Source organism: Nonomuraea sp. NPDC049028 (genome assembly GCF_043197735.1).
Classification (GTDB): Bacteria; Actinomycetota; Actinomycetes; order Streptosporangiales; family Streptosporangiaceae; genus Nonomuraea.
In genome coordinates this window covers 249,769-272,073 of the sequence record NZ_JBICTR010000005.1, presented here as the reverse complement: position 1 = coordinate 272,073, position 22,305 = coordinate 249,769, and the positions used below count along the sequence as shown (strand labels likewise).

Genomic DNA, 22,305 nt, shown 5'->3' with positions numbered 1-22,305 from the left:
GTCACTGAGGACGGGTGGCACCCACCAGGTCCCCTCGCCACATGGAGGCGACCCGCACTACGTCGCCGGTCTGTGGCGCGTGCACCATCAGCCCGTCGCCCACGTACATGCCGACGTGGTGGATCGTGCTCGGGTCGCTGGTGACGTAGCCGAAGAACAGCAGGTCGCCGCGGCGCAACTGGTCGAGCGGCACGTGCGGGCCCGAGGTCCACTGCGTGCCGGTCCAGTGGTCGATGCCGACGCCCGCCTGCTCCCAGGCTCGCATGGTCAGGCCCGAGCAGTCGAAGCTGTCCGGGCCATCGGCCGCCCACACGTACGGCTTGCCGAGCTGGGTCAGCGCCCAGTTGGCCGCGACGTCGCCCATGAGCGACCCGGACGCGTGCAGCCCGCCGCTGAGGCGCGCCTGCGCCAGCGCCGCCTCCCGCCGCCTGGCCAGCAGGTTAGCGTGGGTGCGCGCGGCGTCGACCCGCCGCTGCCACGCGGCGCGCTCGGCCTCCAGCCCTCTGGTCTCACGCTTCTGCGCGGCGACGGCCGCCTCCGCGGCGACCTTCGCCTGCCTGGCGCGCTCGGACACGGCCTGGTGCTCGGCGTACGCGTCGGCCGCCGCGCTCCGCAGGATGGCGGAGACCTCCTGGGCGTCGCGCATCCGGTCGAGCACCGCGCCCTGCTCGCCGCTGAGCTGCTCCAGGACGCTCGCCCGGTGCAGGAAGCCGTCGGTGTCGCCGATGTCGGTCATCATGCCGAGCATCGGCGTGATCATGTCGAGCCCGCTGTAGCCCTGCGCCGCGAGCAGCGCGACGGGCGCGCGGGCCTTCTCCACCTCGGCGTCGGCCAGCGCCAGCCGGGCCTGGGCCTGGTCGCGGGCCCGCCTGGCGCGTTCGAGGTGGACGAGCTCCCCGTTGTACGCCTCCACCAGCCGCTCCGCCCCGGCCGCCAGGTCGTCGAGCCGTGACTGGGCCTCGGCGAGCCGCGCGCTCGCGGTGCCCAGTTGCCGCGTACGATCCCGTACGGCGTGGCGGGCCTGCGTCACCTTCCGGCGGGACGGCCCGGGGGCCGCGTCGGCCGGCGGGCACAGGGTGACGACCAGGCAGACTGCCATGAGTCCGGCTCTGAGGGCGTGCATAGTGCACACAGTTCCCGCCTGTCACTCTGCGTAATCCTGGTCACTTTCGTAACATCGTCAACGCAGGCGGAACAGGCGCTCTATCCACGGCCGCACACCGACCGGGATCGGGCTCGTACCCCGGGGATAGGTGAAGACCGGCGTCTGCGTGCCGTAAGCGGCGTGCAGCTCGGCCGCCCGGCACCAGTCGGCGCCCGCCCGAGCCGCGGCCCAGGCGGCCGCGATGGCCGGGCGGGACTCCGGATGGCGGTCGAAGGTCTGGTAGAGGGTCATCGTGGCGGCGGCGGCCACCGACCCGTCGCCGGGGTAGGCGGTGCCCGCCAGGTAGGGGGCGGCGACCCGGCCGCCGTGGCAGGTGCCGAGCGCCCAGGTCCAGTTGGCGAGTACGAGGCCGAGCACGGGCTCCGGCACCGCGGCGGCGGCCGCGTACAGGCGCTCCTGGCGCTGACCGGTCAGGCGGCGTGAGGACCAGAGCCAGCCGAGCTCGGCGGGCGGGCCGCCGGGCGGCTCGCTCCCGGAGAGCCAGGACAGGACGGCGAGGCCGCGGGCGGTGCGCAGGCGGCACAGTTCGAGGACGTCCCGGAGCATGCGGGGGCCCTGATCGAGCCAGGTGGGCCAGGCGACGTGATGGCTCCTGGCCATCAGCTCGGCCCGCTCCTCGCTGACCGGCAGGGGGCAGACCCGGCAGCCCAGTTGAGGGTCCTCGCGCAGTTGGTACGCCTCCATGCAGGGGCCTCAGCCGGCCGGGACGGTGGCGGGCGGCGTCGCGGTCGGCGTCTGTGCCGGCGTCTGGCCGGGTGTCTGGGCCGGTGTCTGTGCCGGTGTGACGATCGGCGGGGCGACCGGTGTCTGGGTCGGTGTCGCGGCGGGCGTCGGGAGGTCGTTGGGGCGGGGTGTGCGGGAGTGCTTGTGCGGGTGTCTGCCGGGCTGCTTGTCCGGCTCCCTGCCCGGGTGCGCGCCCGGCTCCCCGGGCTCGGCGGACTGGTGGTCGGGGGTGGGGGTGACCTGGTCGGACTGGGGCTCGGGCGTCTCGGGGGCCTTGGACGAGGCGGAGCTCGCCGGGTCGCCGATGGTGGGCACGGTGCCCGTTGACGGCGTCGCCGTCGGGGGCAGGGAACCCAGTGGGACGGTCGCCGTGCTGTCCAGGATGGGCTCGACGCTGATCCGCGGGTCCTGAGGCTCGGGCTGCCAGGGCAGCCTGATGCCCGGCGGCTCGCCGGGCGCGGGGAAGGCGGCGGACGCGAGGCCCGGCACTCCGCCCTCGACCCCGAACTGCTGGAAGATCATCATTATCGCCGCCACGGTCGCGACCGCCGCCATCGCGCCAGCCAGCGCCTGAGGCCACCTCCGAGCGTTCTTGCGCGGGGCAACGGGAAACCCGGCGGCGTCCAGCGCCCCCGAGCGCCGGGCCACGTAGCGGCGGTAGGGCTGGAGTTCGGGGTCGGCGAAGCAGCTCATCACCCTGACCGCGAGCGACTCCGGCAGCGGGATCCGGGGCAGCAGCTCGAAGACCTTGGCCGCCGACACCTGGCGCGTGCGGTGGGGGGAGCAGGTCAGGCAGCCCGCGAGGTGCCCGACCAGCCGCGCGCGCGTCTCTGGCGTCAGCCTGCCGGAGAAGCCCTTGAGGATGCCGGCCCGTGCCGCGCAGTCGTAGGGGCTCTTCCTGGCCAGGAGCTCCGCCGTGATCGCGTCGCGCAGTCGTTCGCGCGCCTCCTCCTGGGCCGCCTCGACGTGGCGCGCCGCGACCCCCAGCACCGCGGCGAGCTCCGGGGTGGGCAGCTCATGCCTGGCCGACAGCTCCAGCACCTCACGGTCGTCGTGGGACAGGCTCTGGATCGCGTTCCAGGCCACGACGCGCAGGTCGGCGTCGGCCGGATTGTCGGGGGGCGGAGCCTGCGCCAGGGCCTCGTCGGCGTTCGGCGGCTCGGCCATCCGCCGTCGCAGGCATTCGGCGCGGGCCAGGGCGTACAGCCATGGCCGCAGGCGGCCGGGATCGGCCAGGGAACCGGCGTGGGCCTCCGCCGCGATCATCGTGTCGCGGAGCGCCACCTGGGCGCCGTCGGAGCTGAGGAGAAGGGACCAGCAGTATTTGTGGATGCCCTCGGCGTAGGCGTCGTAGAGCGCGGCGAGGGCACCCGGGTCATGGGCGCGGAGTGACTCGACCAGGGCGCGGTCATTCATATGACTGAAGGTAATGGATTAGTAACTAGTAGTTCCACTCCTTCTGTGGGAATGAAGCCTTTGCCGACGACACTCCGCCTAAGGAATTTGTTGCGCTCGGCCTGGTTTGCAGCTAATGGCCACTCTGTCCGATTTATCGGCTTATTTGATTGATATTTGATGAGCAATTCACTGCTGGTGCTCGGTCATGGCCTGACTGCCGCGGTCTATCGCGAACGGCTCGGTGGTCGGCTTGATCGTGTGCAGCGGCACCGCGCCACCGAGCGCCAGGTCCTCGAAGGGGCGGCCGGTCGAACCCCAGGTCCGGGCGGTCACATCGGTCTTGGCCACCACGCTGCCCGCGGGCAGGCCGCCCACGGTCAGGATGAAGCGCGGCGGGCTGCCCGCCTTCACGTCGTCGACGAACGTACTGCCGCCGCCGAGGAGTTTGCCCGCCTTGTCGCGCAGCAACACGTTCACCACCAGGCTGCTGGCGGGCAGCTGATAGGGATTGTCGACATAGCCGGTAATAAGATAAGAACGGTCCTTTTGCCGGAGCGTCTGCACCCGCGAAACGGGAAACTCCTTGAACGCCGACGCGATGCGAGCGGCGGGCCGCCACTGGGCGGGGCGATAGTCGATGGTCACCTTGGCCGGCTTCTGGGGCGCGTTGACCTGGCCGGTGAAGGCCAGCGAGCCGCCCGGCGGCACGGCGTCGAGCGACTGGTCCATCCGGACCACCTCGGTGCCGGCGGCGTCACGCCCGACGATCGTCGCCACCACATGCTCGCCGAAGTGCCACGGGTTGGCGTTGGTGAGGATTCCTGCCCAGTTCACGGCGTAGCCGTCGGACGACTTGACGACGTTCGACACCTGTTCCTTGAGGACGAGGGGCTTGAGCTGCTGTTTGGACGGTTCCTCGCTGGAGCACCCGGCTAGGCAGATCGCCCCGAGTGCGAGGAGGCTGACGGTTCGGCTACGCGGGATCACTTTGCCGTGATAGCCGGTCTATGGGCACGGCAGGGGCGGGACACGCGCCTGCCGTACCAACTCTTTATGGAGCTCTTTAACGCGTTCAGCGGGGACGGACGACCCTGGCCTCATCCCAGACCGGTTCGGAAGCCTCGTAAACGGTGCCATCCGCGCCGAACACCAGGAAGCGATCGAAATCCGCCGCGAACCAGCGGTCGTGCGTGACCGCCACCACCGTACCCGCGAACGCGTCCAGACCCGCTTGGAGCGCTTCGGCACTGGCCAGGTCGAGGTTGTCGGTCGGCTCGTCGAGCAGCAGCAGCGTCGCGCCGGACAGCTCCAGCAGCAGGATCTGCAGCCGCGCCTGCTGACCGCCCGATAGCGTGTCGAACCGCTGCTCCGCGATCTGCCCGGCCAGCTCGTAGCGGGCCAGGACCTTCATGGCCTCGTTCTTCAGCCTGGCGTGCTCGGTCATGACGATGTCCACCGGCGAGCGACCCAGCAGGTCGGGCCGGGCGTGCGTCTGGGCGAAGTGACCCGGGACCACGCGGGCGCCGAGTCTGGCGACGCCGGAGTGGCCGATCTGCTCGCCCGCGAGCAGCCGCAGGAAGTGGGACTTGCCCGAGCCGTTGGAGCCGAGCACCGCGATGCGCTCGGCGTACCAGACCTCCAGGTCGAACGGCCGCATCAGGCCGGTCAGCTCCAGGCCCTCGCAGATGACCGCGCGCTTGCCCGTGCGACCGCCTTTGAGGCGCATTTTGATGTTCTGGTCGGCGGGAGCCTCCTCGGGCGGCCCCGCCTCCTCGAACCTGCGCAGCCGGGTCTGAGCCGCGTGGTAGGCGGGGGCCATGCCGTCGTTGTACCTGGCCTTGTTCTTCAGCATGATGACCAGGGCCTTGAGCTTGGCGTGCTCCTCGTCCCAGCGCCTGCGCAGCTCGTCGAGGCGCTCGTTGCGGGCCTTGCGGGCCTCCGCGTACGTGGCGAAACCACCACCATGGATCCAGATATTTCCGGACTCGACGGTGACGATCCGGTCGGCCGCGTTGGCCAGCAACTGCCGGTCGTGGCTGACCAGCAAGACCGTCTTGGGGGTCTCCCTGAGCGCCTGCTCCAGCCACTCCTTGCCCGGCACGTCGAGGTAGTTGTCGGGCTCGTCGAGCAGCAGCGTCTGGTCCGGTCCGCGGAGCAGCGCTTCGAGCACGAGCCGCTTCTGCTCGCCGCCGGACAACGTCGCCACATCACGATATTTCACGTTGTCGTACGGCACACCGAGCGCGGCCACCGTACACGTGTCCCAGAGCACCTCGATGTCGTAGCCACCGGCGTCGGTGTAGTCGGTGATGGCCTGCGCGTAGCGCATCTGCGCCTTCTCGTCGTCGCGCTCCATCATCACCAACTCGGCCCGCTCCAGCCGCGCGGCCGCCTCCCGCACGGCCGGCGGAGCGACGCTCAGCAGCAGATCGTGCACCGTGCTCCCGTCACGCACACTGCCGATGAACTGCCGCATCACCCCCAGCCCACCGGAGCTGGCCACACTCCCCGCCACCGGCTGCAGGTCCCCGGCGACGAGCCGCATCAGCGTGGTCTTGCCCGCCCCGTTGGGCCCGACCAACGCGGCCTTGACGCCTTCGCCGATCCGGAAGGACACGTCGTTGAGCAACGGCCGCCCGTCGGGCAGTACGTATGTCAGATGTCCTACTTCGACGTGCGCCACGGCGATTCCCTTCGCAATTCCCCCGCGCAGGGTATCTACCGAGAACTCCGCACAGCACCTCCTTTTACTCCCCCGGCCTGGCGGCGCTTCGCGCGGGACGTCAGGGAAGGCGGCTCCAACGCTGTCGGTGAGCTGCTCGCCTGGTTATACCTCCACCCGGAGAAGGAGTACTCAACCACCGATCTCGCCGCATGGACCGGAACGTCGCAGTCGACGGTGAGCAGAGAAGCGGACCGGTTCGCCGCGGCCGGCCTCTGATGACCGCGAACGAGGTCAGATCTCTCCCAGGCCTCGGAGCAGTTCGGTCTTCACTACGCCTTCGACCGCGTGACAGAGCTTGGCGTCCGTCGTGAGCAGGGGGACTCCACGATCGAGTGCCAGCTGGGCGAAGACGGCGTCGCACATGCGCAATGTCAGCCGTACAGCGAGCCCGGCAGCCCGCTCCAAATGGTCGGCCCCGATCGGGTGAACCGTCACGCCGAGATCATCGATGACGCGTACGGCCGTCGCGAACTCATCCGCTGTCAGGCGGCCCGCCAGAAGCCCTTTCTTCCGCAGCACGCCAGCTACCTCGATCCGGGCGAAGTCCGCTGTCTCCAACCCGACAAGATCGTCCAGGAATGCCTCCTGGATCTCGCGGGCATGCTCGAATCCGGGCTGATCGACGAACCAGCGCAGAAAGACGCCGGTGTCAACGATGTAGGCGTCAGCCACGCGACTCGTCCCGGAGTCGGTCCAACTCCTCGTCCACCCCGGTCACCCCTCGCATCCGGTTACGGATGGCTTCCAGAGCCACCGCGGCCTTCTCCCGCCTACGGGATGACGACACGTTCTCCCTGGCGAGCGCGAGCACCGGCAACACCCGGCTCTCCGGCAACTCGTCCACCAACAGATGGAGCTCCTCACGCATCGCGCTCATAGCCGCAGTGTACGACCCTGCTGCGGCCGGACACAGGATTACCTCCACCGAGTGGACGGCGACTCGCGCGGGACGTCTGAGAAGGCGGCCATCTTCGAAGGCGACAGCATGCGCTTTGTCGATTGCATAGAGTAGTTAATTTGCTATAGACGCATAGTGCCATGCATCTATGAGGCCGATCCCACCCCTTGCTGCGCTCCATGCACATCTCCGGTACAACGAGGCGTACATCACCCGAATCTCATCGACATCATGCGCCTGCTGCCGTTCGGCCGTGCGCTGGCCTCCTGGCGATCTGCGGCCGTCGTCTGGAGCGATCCGCAACTCGCTCGCGAGCTCCAAGGCTCCTTCCCCGGCGATGGGCCAGAAGTCCCCGCCCGACCAGCGGGTCATGACGGCACCTGATTTACGGCGCGGCTGACCGGAGTCAGGGCGGCTAATGCTTCTTGTTGCCGTGGGTCTTGCCGAGCTTGGCCGCCTGCTTGGCTGCCTTCTTCGCCGCCTTCTGAGCTGCTTTCTTGGCTGCTTTCTTGGCCTTCTTCAGCGCGGTGGCGGTCTTGCTAGAGGAGGTGGCCGGGGCCGGGTTGGGGCGGATGTCGGCTCGTTCGCGGCCGTCGGATGTCTCCGTGAGTCGCTGGCGAGACACAGCGTGGACCTGCGGGATGCTGGTCAGGTCGAATGCCAGGGCGGGTGCGACATCGGGTGCGATGTCGGCTGGTGTGCTTTGAGCCGGGCTGCTGGGAACGGTGTTCCACCAGGAGCCGGTGGCTATCACACTGACGATCAAGGCGGCGATCAAGGCCGTCTCGCGCCAGTGCTCGGTGATCAGCCGCCGCACCGCCTCTGACCGCCGCAGCGCCGCCGAGCGCCGCGCTGCTTCCGACTGTCGGACCACGCCTGACCGCCGGACCATGCCGGACCGCCACATCACGCCCGACTGGGGCATCGCCACCCACCCTGGCGTCGAGCCTGACAGTGACATCGTCCCTAACCGTGGCATCGTCGCTGACCGTGGCATCGCTCCCGACCAGCGCACCAGCCCTCGCGCCCTCTTCGACGAGCGCGGGCGCGGGTGCAATCTCGGGTGCGGATGGTGGGGCTCATCCGGCGCGTTCGCAGCGCGGCCCCCCGAGTACGACAGCGCCGCGAGGGCCGGCTCGCTTCGGGTGGCCACTCGCCGGAGTTGGTCGTGGGCGCGGGCCACGTCGCTGCGCTGGTCGGGGTCCTTGTCCAGCAGGCCGGCGATGGCCGGAGCGAGCGGGCCCGCCAGGTTGAACGGATAGGCGGTGCTGGTCAGTATCGCGGTCAGCGTGGCCGTCTCGGTGCTGCGGCCGAAGGGTGAGTGGCCCTCCACAGCCGTGTACAAGGTGGCGCCCAGCGACCACAGGTCGGCCTGTGGTGTGGACGGGGCGCCGCCGGCCCGTTCGGGAGCGATGTAGGCGGGGGTGCCGACGACCATGCTCGTCTGGGCGACCCGGGACTCGTCGTCCACGGTGGTGGCCAGGCCGAAGTCGGTCAGGACCGCGTGCCCGTCGTCGGTGAGCAGGATGTTGGCGGGCTTGATGTCGCGATGCAGCACCCCGGCGGCGTGCGCGGCGCGCAGGGCGTCCAGGAGTTCCAGGCCGATGCGGGTGACGGTGGCCACGGGCAGCGGGCCCTGCTCGGCGATCACCTGGGCGAGGCTGCGGGCGGGGACGAGCTGCATGACGATCCACGGGCGCTCGTCGACCAGCACCACGTCGTAGATGGCCGCAATGTGCGGATGGCTCAGCCGGGCGGCGATGCGGGCCTCCCGCATCGTCCGGCCGATCAGCTCCTCGTGCTGCGGGCCGACGATGGTGACCTCTTTGACCGCGACCTGGCGATCCAGGAGCTCGTCGTGAGCCCGCCAGACCCTGCCCATGCCGCCCCGGCCCAGCTCGGACAGCAACCGGTAGCGCCCGGCCAGCAGCCATCCCTCGTAGCGCGCAAAGGACATGGGGGCGGGTTACCCGATCATCCTCACGTCATGCCCGAAAAAAGCCACAAGATGGCTACGAAACCCCGGAAACCCCGCCTTCCACAACATTTGGATCATTGCGCCGTGAGGCCCTAGACACAAAGTGATCAAATGACTAGAACTGTAGGGAACCCCCCTCCCTTAGGACGTGTGATGACGCGATTCCGGTCCGCCCTCATCCCCCTCGCCATCGGATTGCTGAGCCTCGCGGCTGTGCCGCAGCAAGCGCTGGCCGCACCGCCCAAGCCGGTGCCGTCCATCTCCGCCACCACGACGCAGCAGGCCACCACCCGTGCGACATGCGGGCCGACGGTGCGGGGCGCGTCCGTGGACGCGAGGCTGACCAGCCTGTTCACCGCGTACGGCAACGACAACAGCCGCCTGGATGACTGGACCGGCGCCGACGGCACGTACTCGCTGAAGCTGCCCAGCGGGAAAGAGGTGTGGGTCTTCTCCGACACCTTCCTGGGCAAGATCAACCCTGACGGCAGCCGCCCGCCGGTGGTCGAGGAGGGCGGCACGACCGTCTTCCTGAACAACTCCTTCGCCGTGGAGCGCGACGGCAGGCTCTCCACGATCCACGCCGGCACCACCGAGAAGCCGACCGCGGTGATGCCCCCGCGCGACCAGAACCACTGGTACTGGGCCGGCGACGCCACCCTGGCGGGCGGCATCGTGGAGGTGACCTACCAGGAGTACGAGCGTTACGGCACCGGCGCGTGGGACTGGCGCTGGCACCGGAACGTGCTGGCCAGGTTCGCGCAGAGCCGGCTCGACCGGCCGATCAGCGTGACCGACCTGCCGTCGTCGGCCGGCGTGTCCTGGGCCTCCGGGATCCTCAAGGACGGCGGCTACACCTACGTTTACGGGGTGGAGGATCTCGGCTCGCCCAAGTACATGCACATCGCCAGGGTGTCCGGCCAGAGCCTGCTCGGGCAGTGGGAGTACCTCAAGGCCGACGGCACCTGGTCCACCAACGAGGCCGACTCGGCCCGGATCATGAGCGGCGTGGCCAACGAGTACAGCGTCACCAAGGTGGGCAACGGCTACGTGCTGATCACCCATGACACGACCGAGGTCCTGAGCTCGCACATCGTGGCCTACACCTCGTGCTCGCCGTTCGGCCCGTTCACCGGCAAGCAGGCCGTCTACACCACCCCCGAGACGAACGGGAACATCTTCACCTACAACGCCCACGCCCACCCCGACGTGGCGGGCAACGGACTCGTCGTCTCCTACAACGTCAACAGCTTCGTCAACACCGACCACTACCGGGACTCCTCGATCTACCGGCCGCGCTTCATCGATGTGACTTTCGGGTGAGTACACGGAACTGGGCGGCTCGCCTGCGGCACGTCGTGATCGACGGGCTGCGGGCGGTCGTGCTGGAGAACGAACGGCTCCGCGTGACCGTCGTGCCCGACAAGGGCGGCGATGTCATCGAATTTCTGCACAAGCCAACCGACACTGACTTCGTCTGGCTCTCGCCGCAGGGGCTGCGCGACCCGCACGACCACCTCCAGGGCGCCGCCGACGACGTCGCCCAGTTCATCGACCACTACGAGGGCGGCTGGCAGGAGATCTTCCCCAACGGCGGCGCGCCCAGCGAATACCGCGGCGCCCGGCTGGCGCAGCACGGGGAGGTCGCCGGGCTGCCGTGGCAGGCCGAGGTCGTGGCCGACTCCGAGCAGGAGGTCGCGGTACGGCTCAGCGTGCGCACCCGGCGCCTGCCGTACCGGATCGAGAAGACGTTCCGGCTGGCGGCGGGTACGGCCGCGCTGGAGATCGAGGGGCGCGCGACCAACGAGTCCGGCGTCGAGCTGCATGCCATGTGGGGGCAGCACATCGTGTACGGCCGGCCGTTCCTCAAGCCGGGCGCCCGCGTACGGCTGCCGGCGGGCGTGACGGTCATCCCGCACGAGAGCGCCATCGACGCCCACGGCCGCCGGGTCAAGGCGGGCGGGCCGTGGGAGTGGCCCGTGGTGCCCGCCGACGGTGGCGGCGAGACGGATCTGAGCGTGGTGCCGGAGCCCGGGTCGCCGAGCGAGATCGTCTACCTAACCGGATTTACCGAGGGCTGGTACGAAATTTCCGGGGATGTAGGTATTCGTGTGGAGTGGGATGCGACGCTCCTGCCGTACCTGTGGATGTGGCAGGAGGTCGGTGCGACCACCGGCTATCCCTGGTGGGGGCGGGCTTACACGGTCGGGCTCGAACCGTTCTCCAGCATGCCCACCAACGGGCTGGCCGAGGCGGTGGCGAACGGCACGGCGCTCACCCTGGGCCCACACGAGACGAAGGTGCTGAGGTTGCGCGCGGAGGTGTTGGCGTGAGTGAGTTCGATGGGAAAGTCGCTCTGGTGACGGGCGGTTCGATGGGCATCGGGCGGGCGGTGGTCGACCGGCTGGCCGACGGCGGGGCGTCCGTGGTGTTCTGCGGGGCCGACAAGGGGGCGGAGCTCGACAGCGAGCACGTGACCGGGCGGGTCGCGGACGTACGGCGGGCGGGCGACATGCGCGACCTGGTCGACCTGGCCGTGGCCAGGTACGGCGGGCTCGACATCGTGGTGACGTGCGCGGGTGTGCAGCGCTACGGCACGGTCGAGGACACGCCGGAGGACGTCTGGGACGAAGTGCTCGACATCAACCTCAAGGGCGTCTATCTGGCCTGCAAGGCCGCCATCCCCAGGATGCGGGCGCGCGGCGGCGGCTCGATCGTGGTGATGTCGTCGGTGCAGGCGTTCGCCTCGCAGGCGCAGGTGGCCGCCTACACCGCCAGCAAGGCCGCGCTGAACGGCCTGACCAGGGCGATGGCGCTCGACCACGCGGCCGACGGCATCCGGGTGAACGTGGTCTGCCCCGGCTCGGTCGACACACCGATGCTGCGCTGGGCCGCCGACCTGTGGCGTGGTGGGCTGTCCCAGGAGGAGCAGGTGGCGCAGTGGGGCCGGGCGCACCCCCTCGGCCGGGTGGGCAGGCCGGAGGAGGTGGCTGAGCTGGTGGCGTTCCTGGCGGGGCCGCGGTCGTCGTTCATCACCGGGGCCGAGCACCGGGTGGATGGTGGGCTGCTCGCCCGCAACCCGGCTGTGCTGCCTGAGCAGGCCTAGCGCGTGCGCCGGCGCTGCAGGAGGACGATGAGGACGGCCGCAGTCACCACGTGCAGCGCGGCCAGTGATGCCTTGGCCGCACCGGTGGTGCCCATCGTGAGTGGGCCGGCCAGGGACATGATGAGGAACACGGCGGCGATCCACGTCCAGATGGCGCGCGGCCGTTCCGTCACGCGTTCGAGCACGGCCAGGAGGCCCCAGCCGGCCAGGCCGGCGACCAGGGCGGCGACGATCACAGAGGCCGCGGTCACCTCTCCGGAGGTCGAGGCCAGCTCGACGCCGGCGAGGACGTGGACGACCGCCCAGACGACCAGGGCGGCGGCGGCCGCGCCGAGCACGGCCAGGATGCGGGGGACGGCCAGGGAGCGGGGGGCGGTCACGCGGGGGTCTCCTTGGGCGGGAATCACGCGAGGGTCTCCTTGAGCGGTAAGTACAGCGCGGACCAGCGGTTGTACAGGCCGGTGGGGACGAGGTAGCACGCCATCACCACCTGCATCAGCACCATGAAGACGCCGTACTGCAGACCGCCCAGGCCGGGGACGACGTCGGGCGGCAGGGTGTAGGCCATGGTCACGCGGACGGCGGCGTCGGCCAGCAGGCCGATGCCCCAGATGACCGTCGCCACCCGCCAGATCCGGCGGAAGGCGGGCAGCCGCTCCCACAGGACGTCCCAGGACTCGCGGCCCGAGCCGTCTCCCCCCTTGAGGGGACCGATGCGGCCTTCCAGGACGAAGCGAGTGAAGGCGAAGGCCAGCGGCTGCCGGCCTCGGACGCTGGCCAGGAACCACAGGCCCGAGATGGCGGTGATCCAGCCGTCCTTGGCCAACAGGAAGCGGGGGTCGTGGACGAGCAGGGAGACGGCCGCGCTGCCGACCATCATGGCCGTCATGAACAGGCCGAGCCCGTCGGGCCGGCGGCGGCGCACCAGGCTGGCGACCACGCTCAGACCGGGGAGCAGGGAGCTGATCAGCAGCGCGGAGTGATAGCTGACGTCCATCGCGCGCAGTACGTAATAGAGGCCGATGGGCAGGGCCATGTCGACGAGGACGAGCAGCAACGTCTTGGCGCGAGAGCTCACGGCGTGGCCCGGGTCGCCAGGCGGAAGAGCTCGACCAGCTCGTCCGCGTACACGTCGAGGTCCGCGCCGGGGTCGCCCTCCAGCAGGAACGGCAGGCCGTCCATGGCCCGCTGGATGGCCATCGCCATCACGCGGGTGTTGAACCGGCGGAACTCGCCCGTCTCCTGCCCCCAGAACAGCAACCGCTCGATGTGCCCCAGCGAGGCCGGGTCCATGGCCGCCTCCTGCGCGGTGGTCCCCTTCTCCGGCCGGAAGTTCAGGAAGATCTCGGTGGCCGCGCGCATCTCACGGCGGTGGTCCCGGATGAACCCGATCAGCGAGCGGATGTAGGTGTCCAGCGCGGCGCCGGGGCTGGTCTGGGCGCTGACCCGCTCGGTCATGAACGTGGCGATCCCCTCGTAGATCGTGACAATCGCCTGGCCCATCAGGTCGTCCTTGCCATCGAAGTGGTACGAGATCAGCCGCGTACTGCTGAGCCCGGCCCGCTCCGCGATGCGGGCGAAGGACGCCTGGTGGTAGCCCAGGTCGGCGATCGTCTCGATCGTGGCCGTCACGATCTGCGCCCGACGGGCAGAGGTCGTGACGGAGTCTTCCTTCCTTACTTGCATGAGTAATTTTTAACTCACGCGAGTAATTCTGGCAAGTCCTCCTCCTCCAATAGCGTCAGCCTCCGATGGCGTCGAGCTCCTCGATCGCGTCGGCCGGGAGGACCAGGCTCGCCGCGGCGATGTTCTCGCGGAGGTGGGCCACGGACGAGGTCCCGGGGATGAGGACCATCGTGGGCGAGCGCCGCAGCAGCCAGGCCAGGGCGACCTGCTGCGGCGAGGCGTCCAGGCGGGCGGCCACGTTCGTGAGCGCTTCGGACTGGAGCGGGGTGAAGCCGCCCAGAGGGAAGAACGCGGCGTAGGCGATGTTCTCGGTCGCGCATCGGTCGACGAGAGCGTCGTCCTGCCGGTTGGCGAGGTTGTAGAGATTCTGCACGGTGACGACGGGTGCGATGGCCTGCGCCTCGGTGAGCTGGGCCCCGGAGGCGGCGCTGAGACCGAGGTGGCGAATCAGGCCCTCCCGCTGCAGCTCGGCCAGGGCGCCGAACGGCTCCGCGAGCGACTCCTCGCCGGCGCCTCCTTCGGCCAGGCGCAGGTTGACGACGTCGAGGGCGTCCAGGGCGAGGCGCTGGAGGTTCTCGTGGACCTGGGCCTTGAGGTCCTCGGGCTCCAGTGCGTGATTCCAGCTGCCGTCCGGGCCACGGCGAGCGCCGACCTTGGTGACGATGCGCAGGTCCGCCGGGTAGGGGTACAGGGCCTCCTTGATGATCTCGTTGACGACGAAGGGCCCGTAGAAGTCGCTGGTGTCGATGTGGGTGATGCCCAGCTCGACGGCCTCGCGCAGCACCGCGATGGACGCGTCGCGGTCCTTGGGCGGCCCGAAGACGCCGGGCCCGGCCAGCTGCATGGCGCCGTAGCCCATGCGGGTGATGGTGAGGTCGTCCGCGAGTGTGAGAGTCCCACCGGGAAGGCTTGCCATGTCCGTACCTTTCATCTGAAATCCATCTCCAACGGTGCGGTTGCTTTTGATGCTAGCGGGGGCAAACTCCAACCGCAACGTTGCGGATGGGGTGGCGCTAGGATGTCGCCATGGCGTGGGACACCGAGGGGACGCGGCGGCGGCTCAAGGAAGCGGCGACGGTCGAGTTCGCCGAGCGCGGACCGGACGGCACGACCATGGCGCGCATCGCCGAGCGGGCCGGGATCAACAAGGAACGCCTGTACAAGTACTTCGGCGACAAGCAGGCCCTGTTCGAGACGGTGCTCACCGACGAGCTCAAGAAACTCGCCGAGACGGTGGGGCCACCCCCGGGTGACTTCGAGAACATCGGTGAGTTCGTCGGGCGCAACTTCGACTACCACGTGGCGCATCCCCATCTCGTCCGCCTGCTGCTCTGGGAGGGCTTGGCCGGTGGCCCCGTGGCCGACGAGGCGCAGCGCACCGCCTTCTACCGGGGCAAGACGCGGGCCTACGCGGCCGCCCAGCGCGCCGGGATCCTCGACGACGACGTCGACCCCGATCATCTGGCGTTCATGGTCATCGCGCTGTCCGCATGGTGGGTCTCGGCGCCCCAGCTCGCCCGCATGCTCACCGGCGCCGACGACGACGATGCGACGGAGCACGCCCGGCGCCGCGCAAGCGTGGTGCGCGCGGCACAACGCCTCGCCCGACCGCCGGGCGTCGACAGGCGGTAGTGGTCAGCGGGTCTCCTGGAAGACCTTGGACGCGCGCGCCAGGCGGCTGCCGAGGTTGGCGCGGAGGGCGGCGAAGCGGTCCGGATTGCCGACGACGATCTTCCGCTGAAGGGCGGAATCGGCGGCGAACCAGGCCGCCACCAGCCCCGACTCCCACTTGCACCTGGTGTCGGCCGTGGCGGTGCGCTTCTCCTCGGCGGTGACCGTGGGCTGATCCAGGTTCCAGCGGGCGTCGGCGATGGCGGCCTCGGCGGTGGGGTAGGCGTATCCGCCCTTGACCATGCAGGCCCGCCAGCGGGTGGCCGCCTGGACGACGGCCGGATCGGTGGCGGCCTTCTCCAGGGTCTCGGCGTCCTGGACGGCGAGCCAGGGCCAGTCGGCCGGCTCGGCGCCTCGGGTCAGGACGGCTGCGGCGCGGCTTATGCAGCCGGAGTCGGCGGTGTCGCCGTACAAGTGGGTTCTGGCGGTTTTGGAGAGGTTAGCCGCCCACTGGGGTGGTCTGCCGTGTGAGTCCGAGCGGGACAGGTGGTAGCCGGTGAGCGCGGCCTGTGCCGGGTCGGCGACGCCGTAGCGGCGGGCGTTGCCCGGATCGCCGGCCTTCACGGCGGCCACCGCGACCATGGGCGGGGCCGCCGAGACGCCGTGGCGGCGCATGCACCGCGCGACCAGCTTGGCCTGGGCGTTGGCCAGCAGGACGCGCTGCTCCGGGGTGGGCTTGTAGGCGTCGAACGGAAGCACGAGATCGGCCACCGACGCCACAGACACAGACGCAGAGTCCGGGCGCGGCGCGGCCGCGCAGGCCGTGACGACCAGCAGCAACGACGCCCCGGCCCAGAGAGCGGCGGCGGGTGGGGATGGCAGCGCTCTCCAGCGGCCGGTCTCCGGTCGCCCCAGGCGGCCGGTCTCCGGTCGGCCGCTCCGGAACCCGGCTTCGCCGTCCATGGTCAGCGACACCAGATGTCGACGGAGCTCGGGACGACCACGGTGCAGAGGGCCGCCACGACGCTGCTGATGAGCCGCACGTTGCCTCCTTGCTCGCGTGAGTACCCCCACCCTGATTCAGGGCCCGGGGGCAGCAGAAGCAGACTCACGCGAACAAGGACGATTCTTTTCCTATGTGCTGACTTCCAGGGATACGGTCGGGTCGGCGAAGCGTTCGTTCGGCACCTGGGCGTACCAGCCGGGGCGTCCCGGGTCCCGGTCGTAGGGGTATCCGCCCAGCTCCTGGTAGAGCTCGGCGTAGCGGGCGACCCGGTCCTTGTCGAGCCGGACGCCCAGCCCCGGCCCGGTCGGCACCGCTATGGCCCCGTCGGCGTAGGACAGCTTGCCGCCCTCGATCACGTCGTCGCGCAGCTGGTGGTAGTGGGCGTCGGCCGCGTACGTGAGGTTGGGCAGGACCGCGCCGAGATGCAGCATGGTCGCCAGCTGGATGCCCAGCTCCCCGGAGGAGTGCACGGCCACCCCGAGCTGGAAGGTCTCGCACACTCCTGCCGCCTTGACGCACGGCCGGATCCCGCCCCAGAACGTGGTGTCCAGCAGCACCACGTCGGCCGCCCGGCGCAGCACGTTGGAGGCGAGCTGCTCGAAGTTGACCACGACGGTGTTGGTCGCCAGCGGCACCCGGACCTGCTCGCGGATGGCCCTGAGCCCTTCCATCCCCCAGACCGGGTCCTCCAGGTATTCGTTGTTCAGTTCCTCGATGGCCCGCCCGAACCGCAGGCCCTCGGCCACCGACAGCACCGCGTTCGGGTCGTAGCGGAGCCGGTCGTCGGGGAAGGCCGCCGCCAGCGCCCGGTAGCACTCCAGCTCGAAGTCGGGCGGGAACACCCCGCCCTTGAGCTTGTGCACGGTGAACCCGTGGGCCGCCTTGAGCTGCCTGGTGTGCTCGACGAGCTGGTCCGGCGTGCGTACCTCGGCGTACCCCTCCGCCGCGTAGCGGAAGAACAGGTAGGAGGCGAACGGCACGGTGTCGCGCAGCCGCCCGCCGAGCAGGTCGCTGGCGGGTACGCCGAGATGCTGCCCGATCAGGTCGATGCAGGCGAACTCGATGGCCGCCAGGAGCTGGGTGCGGTTGTTGTAGAGCGACGCGGTCGGGTTGGCGATCTTGAACCGCAGCGCCTCCAGCTGGAACGGATCGTGCCCCTGCAAGTACGGCATGAGCGCCCGGAACGCCGCCTCGGCGCTCTCCCCGCCCCCGCCCATCTCCCCCAGGCCGATCAGCCCGTTGTCGGCCTCGACCTCGACGATCGTGCGGACGAACCGGCCCCAGTGGGCGCCGTTGCTGTGCCGGAGTGGCGCCTCCAGCGGAACGGCGACCGTGGTGGCCCGGATGTCAACGATCTTCACTCGCACGTCCCCCAAATAGCGGCCACACCGCACGCGGGCAGCCGTACCTTGACCGATTCAGCTGAGACCTCCAGGGGCCGCAGCTCCCGCTCCAGACCGGCGCTCACCAGAGCGCGCCGCAGCCTCGGCAGCCGGACCGTCGCCTCGACCGGCTCGGCGGCCAGCGACTGCAGCCGGACCACGATCTCGTTGTCGCCGTTCTGCCCGAGCGAGGTGACCAGCACGTCGGGGTGGTCGACCGAGACGAACGACTTGACCGCGTCGGGCGCGCTGGTGAGCAGCGCGCCGACGAACTGGTCCGTCAGCCCGGCCGCCGCCCGCGCGCCCAGCCGTCTGCCCTCGATCCCCGGGGCCGACATGATCGAGTAGCGGAACGTGGTCTCTCCCTGCTGCTGGGCGGGGAAGTTCGTGTCCCAGATGTTGTTCAGCGCCCAGGAGTAGACCGTGCCCGGCTCCTCGTCCAGCGTCGGCGGGAACGGCGCGTACGGCATGTGGATGGTGCCCAGCTGCACCAGCGGCGCCTCCAGCGTGGCCCAGGCGACGGTCAGCTCGGGGTCCTCGAAGGCGATCCAGTGCCTGATCGGCAGCATGTACTCGGCGGAGCCCGGCACCCGCGGCACGTCCGGCCCACCGACGCCGCCGGTCAGCTCCCAGGCCGTCGCGGGGCCCGAGGCGAACGGGAAGGCCAGGAAGACCGCCTCCTTGGCGGGCGTGCCCTGCTTGGCCAGCTGGTAGGTCAGGTCGAGCCGGGCGACGCCGTTGTGCAGCTCGATCGTGGTGCGCAGCCAGTCGACGCCCTTGCCCTGCAGCTCGACGACCAGCTTCTCGCCCACGGCGGTCCGCTGCGCCTTGACGATGGTGGCGTTCCTGCCGATCGCCCGGTCGCCGAGCAGGGTGCGGTCGTGCGCCCCGACGTGCCCGGACAGGTGGTTGAAGTGCGGGGCGGTGGCGTAGCGGTCGTAGACGTACTGGCCGAACCCGGCGGCTGCGCTGTCGTTGACCAGCTCCCGGCCGGCCGCCTTGTCGAAGATCGAGCGGATGACGCCTTCGCGGACGTCGTAGCCGACCCGGTAGAACTCGTTCTCGATCACTCCGCCCAGGTCGAGCTCGACCGGCTCGGCCGCCCGGACCTCACCTCTGACGACGTCGATCCGCGCGTAGCCGTAGCCGGGGACCTCCGGCACCACGGCGTGCAGGTGCCGCCCGATCGGCCGGGTCGGCCAGTCGGCCGGATCCACGAGCTCCTCGTGGTGCGGGATCGTCTCGCCGGTGCGCGCGTCCACGAGGGCGATCGGGACGTCCGCCGGGACCACGTCCCGGGGGAGGAACGCGCGGACGACGTCGGTCCTGCTCGCGGTCCCGGGATTGAAGACGGCGAAGGACGCGAGCGCCGACGCATCGGCCGCACCTTCGTCGGAGAGCGCCGCGCCGAACCGGCGGGCGGCGGCGTGCAGCAGGTCGGCGGCGTCGTCCTGCGCGTCGTAGGCGCCCGACGACTTGCGGGTCCACTGCAGGCCGCCCGAGTCGCCCGCCTCCTCGGCGTCCTCCCAGGGGTTGGCCGCGCCCCAGGTGTGCTCGTTGAACAGCGCCACCTTGTCGTAGGCCTCATCGATCTGCTCGGTCGCGTCGGCGCCGGCGATCGTGTGCAGCGTCTCGGCGATGCGCAGCGCGGACTGCGCCCGCCGTACGTATCCGAGGGGCCGCGCGCCGGAGCCGAGCCCGTCGGCCCACCAGTCGGTCCAGTCCCCCTCGTGTACGGCCAGGCGGTCGTGGTAGCGCTCTTCCACGTGCTCGAAGAAGTCGCTGTTGACCGCGGACCGCAGCCGGGGGAAGGCCCACTGCTCGTTCCACCTGCGCGCGATGGAGGCGGGCACGATCGAGGGTCCCGCGTTGTCGGCGTGCGCGCCCTGGACCCGCAGGTGCAGCACGTCCAGCTCGTACGGCTCGCGCGGCGCGTCAGGACCCTGCCAGCCGAACGTACCGGGACCGTAGGGGTAGCCGCGCGAGGCCAGCGCCGACAGGTAGCGCGGCAGCAGGTCGTCGGCCAGCTCGTAGGAGTCGGTGAGCCCGACCGTGTTGCCCTCCATGTACGCCATGCCGTGGGGGGTGTCGGTGAACCAGACGATCACCTCCTTGCCGCTCGGCGCCCGCCACCGGAACGGCCGGGTCAGCTTGTCGCCCCCGTGCAGGTACGGCACGGACCGCCCGGCCCAGTTGTGCGCCGCGGCGAGGTAGCGCACCCCGGCGGCGTTCAGCGCGTCGATCACGCCGACGACCGCGCCGGGCACGTCGGTGTGCATGGCCGACTTGGTGGCGAAGCCGTACTTCTCCTGGAGCCGCGTGGTGAAGCGGAGCTGCCGGTAGAGCTCCTCGGTCGAGCAGGCTTCGGTGTGCAGCTGGAACGGCAGCGCGGTCACCTCGATGACGCCGGCGCGGGCCAGCGCGGCGAACTTGGCGACCTGGTCGGCGGGCCGGGCGTCGAGCCACTTCAGCGCCGGCATCGACGACTCGACCGACCACCTGAACCTGGCGTCGTCCGGCCAGGAGGCGGTCTCCTCGGCCAGCCGGAGTGCCGCGTCGAGGTAGTCGAGGTGGTGGCGGAGCACCGTGCCCTGCGGGTCGGTGTAGCCGATGTCGAGGTGGGAGTGGTGGACGACGAACACGCTCCACTTGCGCTGGGGGGTGATCGTGATCTCCGCGGAGCCGATGAGCCCGGCGTCGTCGCGCGACTCCAGGGTCAGCACGCGGGGCGCGGTCACCTCGGGCACGAGCAGTGTGACATCGGTGCCGGAGGCGCTGTCCTCGCCCACCAGCACGTGCGTCAACGGCACGGTGCTCGTCACCCTGACCGCCTGCCGGCCGTCGTGGGTGAACAGCGGCAGCACCGCGACACGCACCTCCACTCCGCGCACGCCGATCACCGCGGTCGAGGTGTCGTTGCGCAGCGCCTGCCTGATCCCGTCGTAGTCCGGCGAGCCGAGGCTCCGCTGCAGCAACCGGCTGGTCATCAAACACTCCCTAGAGACAGGCCACGGGCGAACAACCGCTGGGTGGCGAGGAACAGCAGGACCGTCGGCAGCGAGACCATGAGCCCCGCCGCGAGGCCCACGGGCACCGGGATGCCCGCGTAGACGTCGGTCATCAGTCCGGCCAGCGCGGTCATCACCGGCCGTACGTCCTCGGTCTGCGTGAGTGTCAGGCCGAAGATGAGGTCGTTCCAGATGAAGGTGAACTCGAGGATGAACACGGCCGCCAGCGCGCTGACCGACAGCGGCAGGTAGATGCGCCAGAAGATCCGCCAGGTGGTGGCCCCGTCCATGCGGGCCGCCTCGAAGATCGAGAACGCCACTCCACTGTAGAAGTTACGCAGCACGAAAGCGGCCAACGGCACGTTGATCGCCGTGTAGACCAGGAGCAGGCCACCCCTGGTGTCGTACAGGCCGAGGTCGCTGTAACCCACGAACAGCGGCACCAGCAGCATCTGCGACGGGAAGATCGTGCCGCCGAAGATGAGCAGGAACCACCAGAAACCGTGCCGCAGCCGGAGCACCACGATCGTGTAGCCGGCCAGCGCCCCGATGAGCACGCCGAGCGTGGGCGAGACGATGCTGTAGAGCGCGGTGCTGGCCAGGCTGTCAGACAGGTTCGCGCTGTCGACGGCCCGGGCGATGTTGTCGAACAGCGCGAAGCTGCCGGACGGCTGCCACGCCTTCGACGGGTCGTACGACGCCGCGGGCCGCGCGGCGTTGACGAGCAGCAGGTAGGTCGGGCCCAGCCAGATCAGGCCGAGCACGATGAGTACGGCACGCCGGATCATCGCACCTGCCTCCTGAGGTAGAGGTAGGACGCCAGCCCCGTGACCACGGTGAGCATCACCGCGACCGAGGCGCCGTAGCCGTAGTCGCTGGCCACGAACGTGTCCTTGTACATGGTCACCGCGAGTGTCTCGGAGTTGCGCCCAGGACCACCCTGCGTCAGCACCCAGACGATGTCGAACGTCTTCAGGCTCGCCACCAGCGCCAGCCCCACCACGACCGCGGTGAGTGGCGCCATCAACGGCCAGATGACATGCCGGAACAGCGTCCATCCCGAGGCCCCGTCGATCCGCGCGGCCTCGATCGGCGCCTTGGGGATGGACTGCAGCCCCACCACGAACAACAGCGTGTTGACGCCGAGCTGCTGCCAGGTCCAGACCAGCAGCATGGCGATCGTGTTGTGCGGCGCCTTCTGCAGGAACGCGGTGTCGACGCCGAGCAGGATGTTCGCGATGCCGTCGTGCGAGAGGATCGGGCTCCAGACCATGGCCAGCCCGGCGCCGCTGAGCGCGTAGGGCAGCATGAACGGCACCCGGTACCAGACGCCGCCCTTGAGGTCGTACGACAGCACCGCCACCAGCAGGCCGAGCCCGACCGGCAGGGCCATCGTGCCGACCACCCAGATGAGCGTGTTGCCCAGGGCGGTGAGCAGTGCCGGGTCGTCGAGCAGCTTGCCGAAGTTACGCAGGCCGACCCACTCGGGCGGCGCGAGCCCGTCGTATTTGGTGAAGCTCAGGTACGCCGTCCACAGGAAGGGCACGTAGAGCAGCCCGGCGACCAACAGCGCGGCAGGAGCGACGTACCCGTGCCTGAATCGGCCGAGCATTGGGGCA

General features: G+C 70.1%; 22 protein-coding genes. 5 read left to right on the top strand and 17 right to left on the bottom strand.

Annotated elements, in window-relative coordinates; genetic code table 11:
• Position 1: 1 nt before the first annotated feature.
• The 5 genes from ACGFJ2_RS20800 to ACGFJ2_RS20780 form a co-directional block, all read right to left on the bottom strand.
• Positions 2-1,123, bottom strand: a complete 1,122-nt coding sequence (locus tag ACGFJ2_RS20800) for an NlpC/P60 family protein (RefSeq protein ID WP_357938770.1) — start codon at positions 1,121-1,123, stop codon at positions 2-4.
• Between the two features lie 57 nt (positions 1,124-1,180).
• Positions 1,181-1,849 (bottom strand): hypothetical protein, encoded by a 669-nt coding sequence (locus tag ACGFJ2_RS20795; protein ID WP_357938768.1) that lies wholly within the window; start codon positions 1,847-1,849, stop codon positions 1,181-1,183.
• 9 nt (positions 1,850-1,858) lie between these two features.
• On the bottom strand, positions 1,859-3,304 hold the full coding sequence (locus tag ACGFJ2_RS20790) for a hypothetical protein (RefSeq protein WP_393470526.1): 1,446 nt from the start codon (positions 3,302-3,304) through the stop codon (positions 1,859-1,861).
• A gap of 168 nt (positions 3,305-3,472) precedes the next feature.
• On the bottom strand, positions 3,473-4,273 hold the full coding sequence (locus ACGFJ2_RS20785; protein WP_393470523.1) for a hypothetical protein: 801 nt from the start codon (positions 4,271-4,273) through the stop codon (positions 3,473-3,475).
• An 85-nt stretch (positions 4,274-4,358) separates the two neighbouring features.
• A complete protein-coding gene (locus ACGFJ2_RS20780; protein WP_393470520.1) occupies positions 4,359-5,969 on the bottom strand; it encodes an ABC-F family ATP-binding cassette domain-containing protein in 1,611 nt (536 codons plus the stop codon).
• On the opposite strand from ACGFJ2_RS20780, the gene ACGFJ2_RS20775 reads away from it, so the two are divergent.
• A complete protein-coding gene (locus ACGFJ2_RS20775; RefSeq protein ID WP_393470517.1) occupies positions 5,946-6,227 on the top strand; it encodes a hypothetical protein in 282 nt (93 codons plus the stop codon). The two genes, ACGFJ2_RS20780 and ACGFJ2_RS20775, sit on opposite strands and share 24 nt — an antisense overlap.
• Positions 6,228-6,242: 15 nt before the next feature.
• On the opposite strand, the gene ACGFJ2_RS20770 is transcribed toward ACGFJ2_RS20775, so the two are convergent.
• The 3 genes from ACGFJ2_RS20770 to ACGFJ2_RS20760 all read right to left on the bottom strand — a co-directional run bounded on the left by ACGFJ2_RS20770 (position 6,243) and on the right by ACGFJ2_RS20760 (position 8,866).
• Positions 6,243-6,683, bottom strand: coding sequence for a type II toxin-antitoxin system VapC family toxin (locus tag ACGFJ2_RS20770; protein WP_393470514.1), 441 nt, complete (start codon positions 6,681-6,683; stop codon positions 6,243-6,245).
• Complete coding sequence (locus ACGFJ2_RS20765) at positions 6,676-6,888, bottom strand: hypothetical protein (protein WP_393470511.1); 213 nt, start codon at positions 6,886-6,888, stop codon at positions 6,676-6,678. Before ACGFJ2_RS20765 ends, ACGFJ2_RS20770 begins: the two co-directional genes overlap by 8 nt.
• A gap of 436 nt (positions 6,889-7,324) precedes the next feature.
• A complete protein-coding gene (locus tag ACGFJ2_RS20760; RefSeq protein ID WP_393470508.1) occupies positions 7,325-8,866 on the bottom strand; it encodes a serine/threonine-protein kinase in 1,542 nt (513 codons plus the stop codon).
• 174 nt (positions 8,867-9,040) lie between these two features.
• Here ACGFJ2_RS20760 and ACGFJ2_RS20755 point away from each other — a divergent pair, with 174 nt between their 5' ends.
• Genes ACGFJ2_RS20755 through ACGFJ2_RS20745 form a run of 3 tightly spaced genes read left to right on the top strand, consistent with a single transcriptional unit; the run spans position 9,041 to position 11,993 of the window.
• Positions 9,041-10,210 (top strand): DUF4185 domain-containing protein, encoded by a 1,170-nt coding sequence (locus ACGFJ2_RS20755; protein ID WP_358176221.1) that lies wholly within the window; start codon positions 9,041-9,043, stop codon positions 10,208-10,210.
• The gene (locus tag ACGFJ2_RS20750) at positions 10,207-11,220 is read left to right on the top strand and encodes a DUF4432 family protein (RefSeq protein ID WP_357938753.1); all 1,014 of its coding nucleotides are present in this window, start codon (positions 10,207-10,209) and stop codon (positions 11,218-11,220) included. The genes ACGFJ2_RS20755 and ACGFJ2_RS20750 overlap by 4 nt, the downstream gene beginning before the upstream one ends.
• Positions 11,217-11,993 (top strand): SDR family oxidoreductase, encoded by a 777-nt coding sequence (locus ACGFJ2_RS20745; protein WP_358176227.1) that lies wholly within the window; start codon positions 11,217-11,219, stop codon positions 11,991-11,993. The genes ACGFJ2_RS20750 and ACGFJ2_RS20745 overlap by 4 nt, the downstream gene beginning before the upstream one ends.
• Here ACGFJ2_RS20745 and ACGFJ2_RS20740 read toward each other — a convergent pair.
• Genes ACGFJ2_RS20740 through ACGFJ2_RS20725 form a run of 4 tightly spaced genes read right to left on the bottom strand, consistent with a single transcriptional unit; the run spans position 11,990 to position 14,595 of the window.
• Positions 11,990-12,373 (bottom strand): DUF6069 family protein, encoded by a 384-nt coding sequence (locus tag ACGFJ2_RS20740; RefSeq protein WP_393470503.1) that lies wholly within the window; start codon positions 12,371-12,373, stop codon positions 11,990-11,992. The genes ACGFJ2_RS20745 and ACGFJ2_RS20740 overlap by 4 nt on opposite strands.
• Before the next feature lie 23 nt (positions 12,374-12,396).
• Positions 12,397-13,071, bottom strand: coding sequence for a VC0807 family protein (locus ACGFJ2_RS20735; protein WP_358176233.1), 675 nt, complete (start codon positions 13,069-13,071; stop codon positions 12,397-12,399).
• A complete protein-coding gene (locus tag ACGFJ2_RS20730) occupies positions 13,068-13,679 on the bottom strand; it encodes a TetR/AcrR family transcriptional regulator (protein WP_357938745.1) in 612 nt (203 codons plus the stop codon). Before ACGFJ2_RS20730 ends, ACGFJ2_RS20735 begins: the two co-directional genes overlap by 4 nt.
• A 55-nt stretch (positions 13,680-13,734) precedes the next feature.
• Positions 13,735-14,595 carry an oxidoreductase gene (locus ACGFJ2_RS20725; RefSeq protein WP_393470500.1) on the bottom strand — a complete coding sequence of 287 codons (861 nt, stop codon included), beginning with the start codon at positions 14,593-14,595 and terminating at the stop codon, positions 13,735-13,737.
• A 110-nt stretch (positions 14,596-14,705) separates the two neighbouring features.
• Here ACGFJ2_RS20725 and ACGFJ2_RS20720 point away from each other — a divergent pair, with 110 nt between their 5' ends.
• Complete coding sequence (locus ACGFJ2_RS20720; RefSeq protein WP_357938741.1) at positions 14,706-15,311, top strand: TetR family transcriptional regulator; 606 nt, start codon at positions 14,706-14,708, stop codon at positions 15,309-15,311.
• Between the two features lie 3 nt (positions 15,312-15,314).
• Here the strand turns inward: ACGFJ2_RS20720 and ACGFJ2_RS20715 are convergent, their stop codons facing one another.
• The 5 genes from ACGFJ2_RS20715 to ACGFJ2_RS20695 form a co-directional block, all read right to left on the bottom strand.
• Positions 15,315-16,253 (bottom strand): hypothetical protein, encoded by a 939-nt coding sequence (locus tag ACGFJ2_RS20715; RefSeq protein WP_393470498.1) that lies wholly within the window; start codon positions 16,251-16,253, stop codon positions 15,315-15,317.
• Between the two features lie 171 nt (positions 16,254-16,424).
• Entirely contained in the window at positions 16,425-17,657 is a 1,233-nt protein-coding gene (locus ACGFJ2_RS20710) for an enolase C-terminal domain-like protein (protein ID WP_357938737.1), read from the bottom strand.
• Positions 17,654-20,665 carry a hypothetical protein gene (locus ACGFJ2_RS20705; protein ID WP_393470495.1) on the bottom strand — a complete coding sequence of 1,004 codons (3,012 nt, stop codon included), beginning with the start codon at positions 20,663-20,665 and terminating at the stop codon, positions 17,654-17,656. The genes ACGFJ2_RS20710 and ACGFJ2_RS20705 overlap by 4 nt, the downstream gene beginning before the upstream one ends.
• On the bottom strand, positions 20,665-21,474 hold the full coding sequence (locus ACGFJ2_RS20700; RefSeq protein ID WP_393470492.1) for a carbohydrate ABC transporter permease: 810 nt from the start codon (positions 21,472-21,474) through the stop codon (positions 20,665-20,667). The genes ACGFJ2_RS20705 and ACGFJ2_RS20700 overlap by 1 nt, the downstream gene beginning before the upstream one ends.
• On the bottom strand, positions 21,471-22,298 hold the full coding sequence (locus ACGFJ2_RS20695) for a sugar ABC transporter permease (RefSeq protein ID WP_358176239.1): 828 nt from the start codon (positions 22,296-22,298) through the stop codon (positions 21,471-21,473). The genes ACGFJ2_RS20700 and ACGFJ2_RS20695 overlap by 4 nt, the downstream gene beginning before the upstream one ends.
• Between the last annotated feature and the right edge of the window lie 7 nt (positions 22,299-22,305).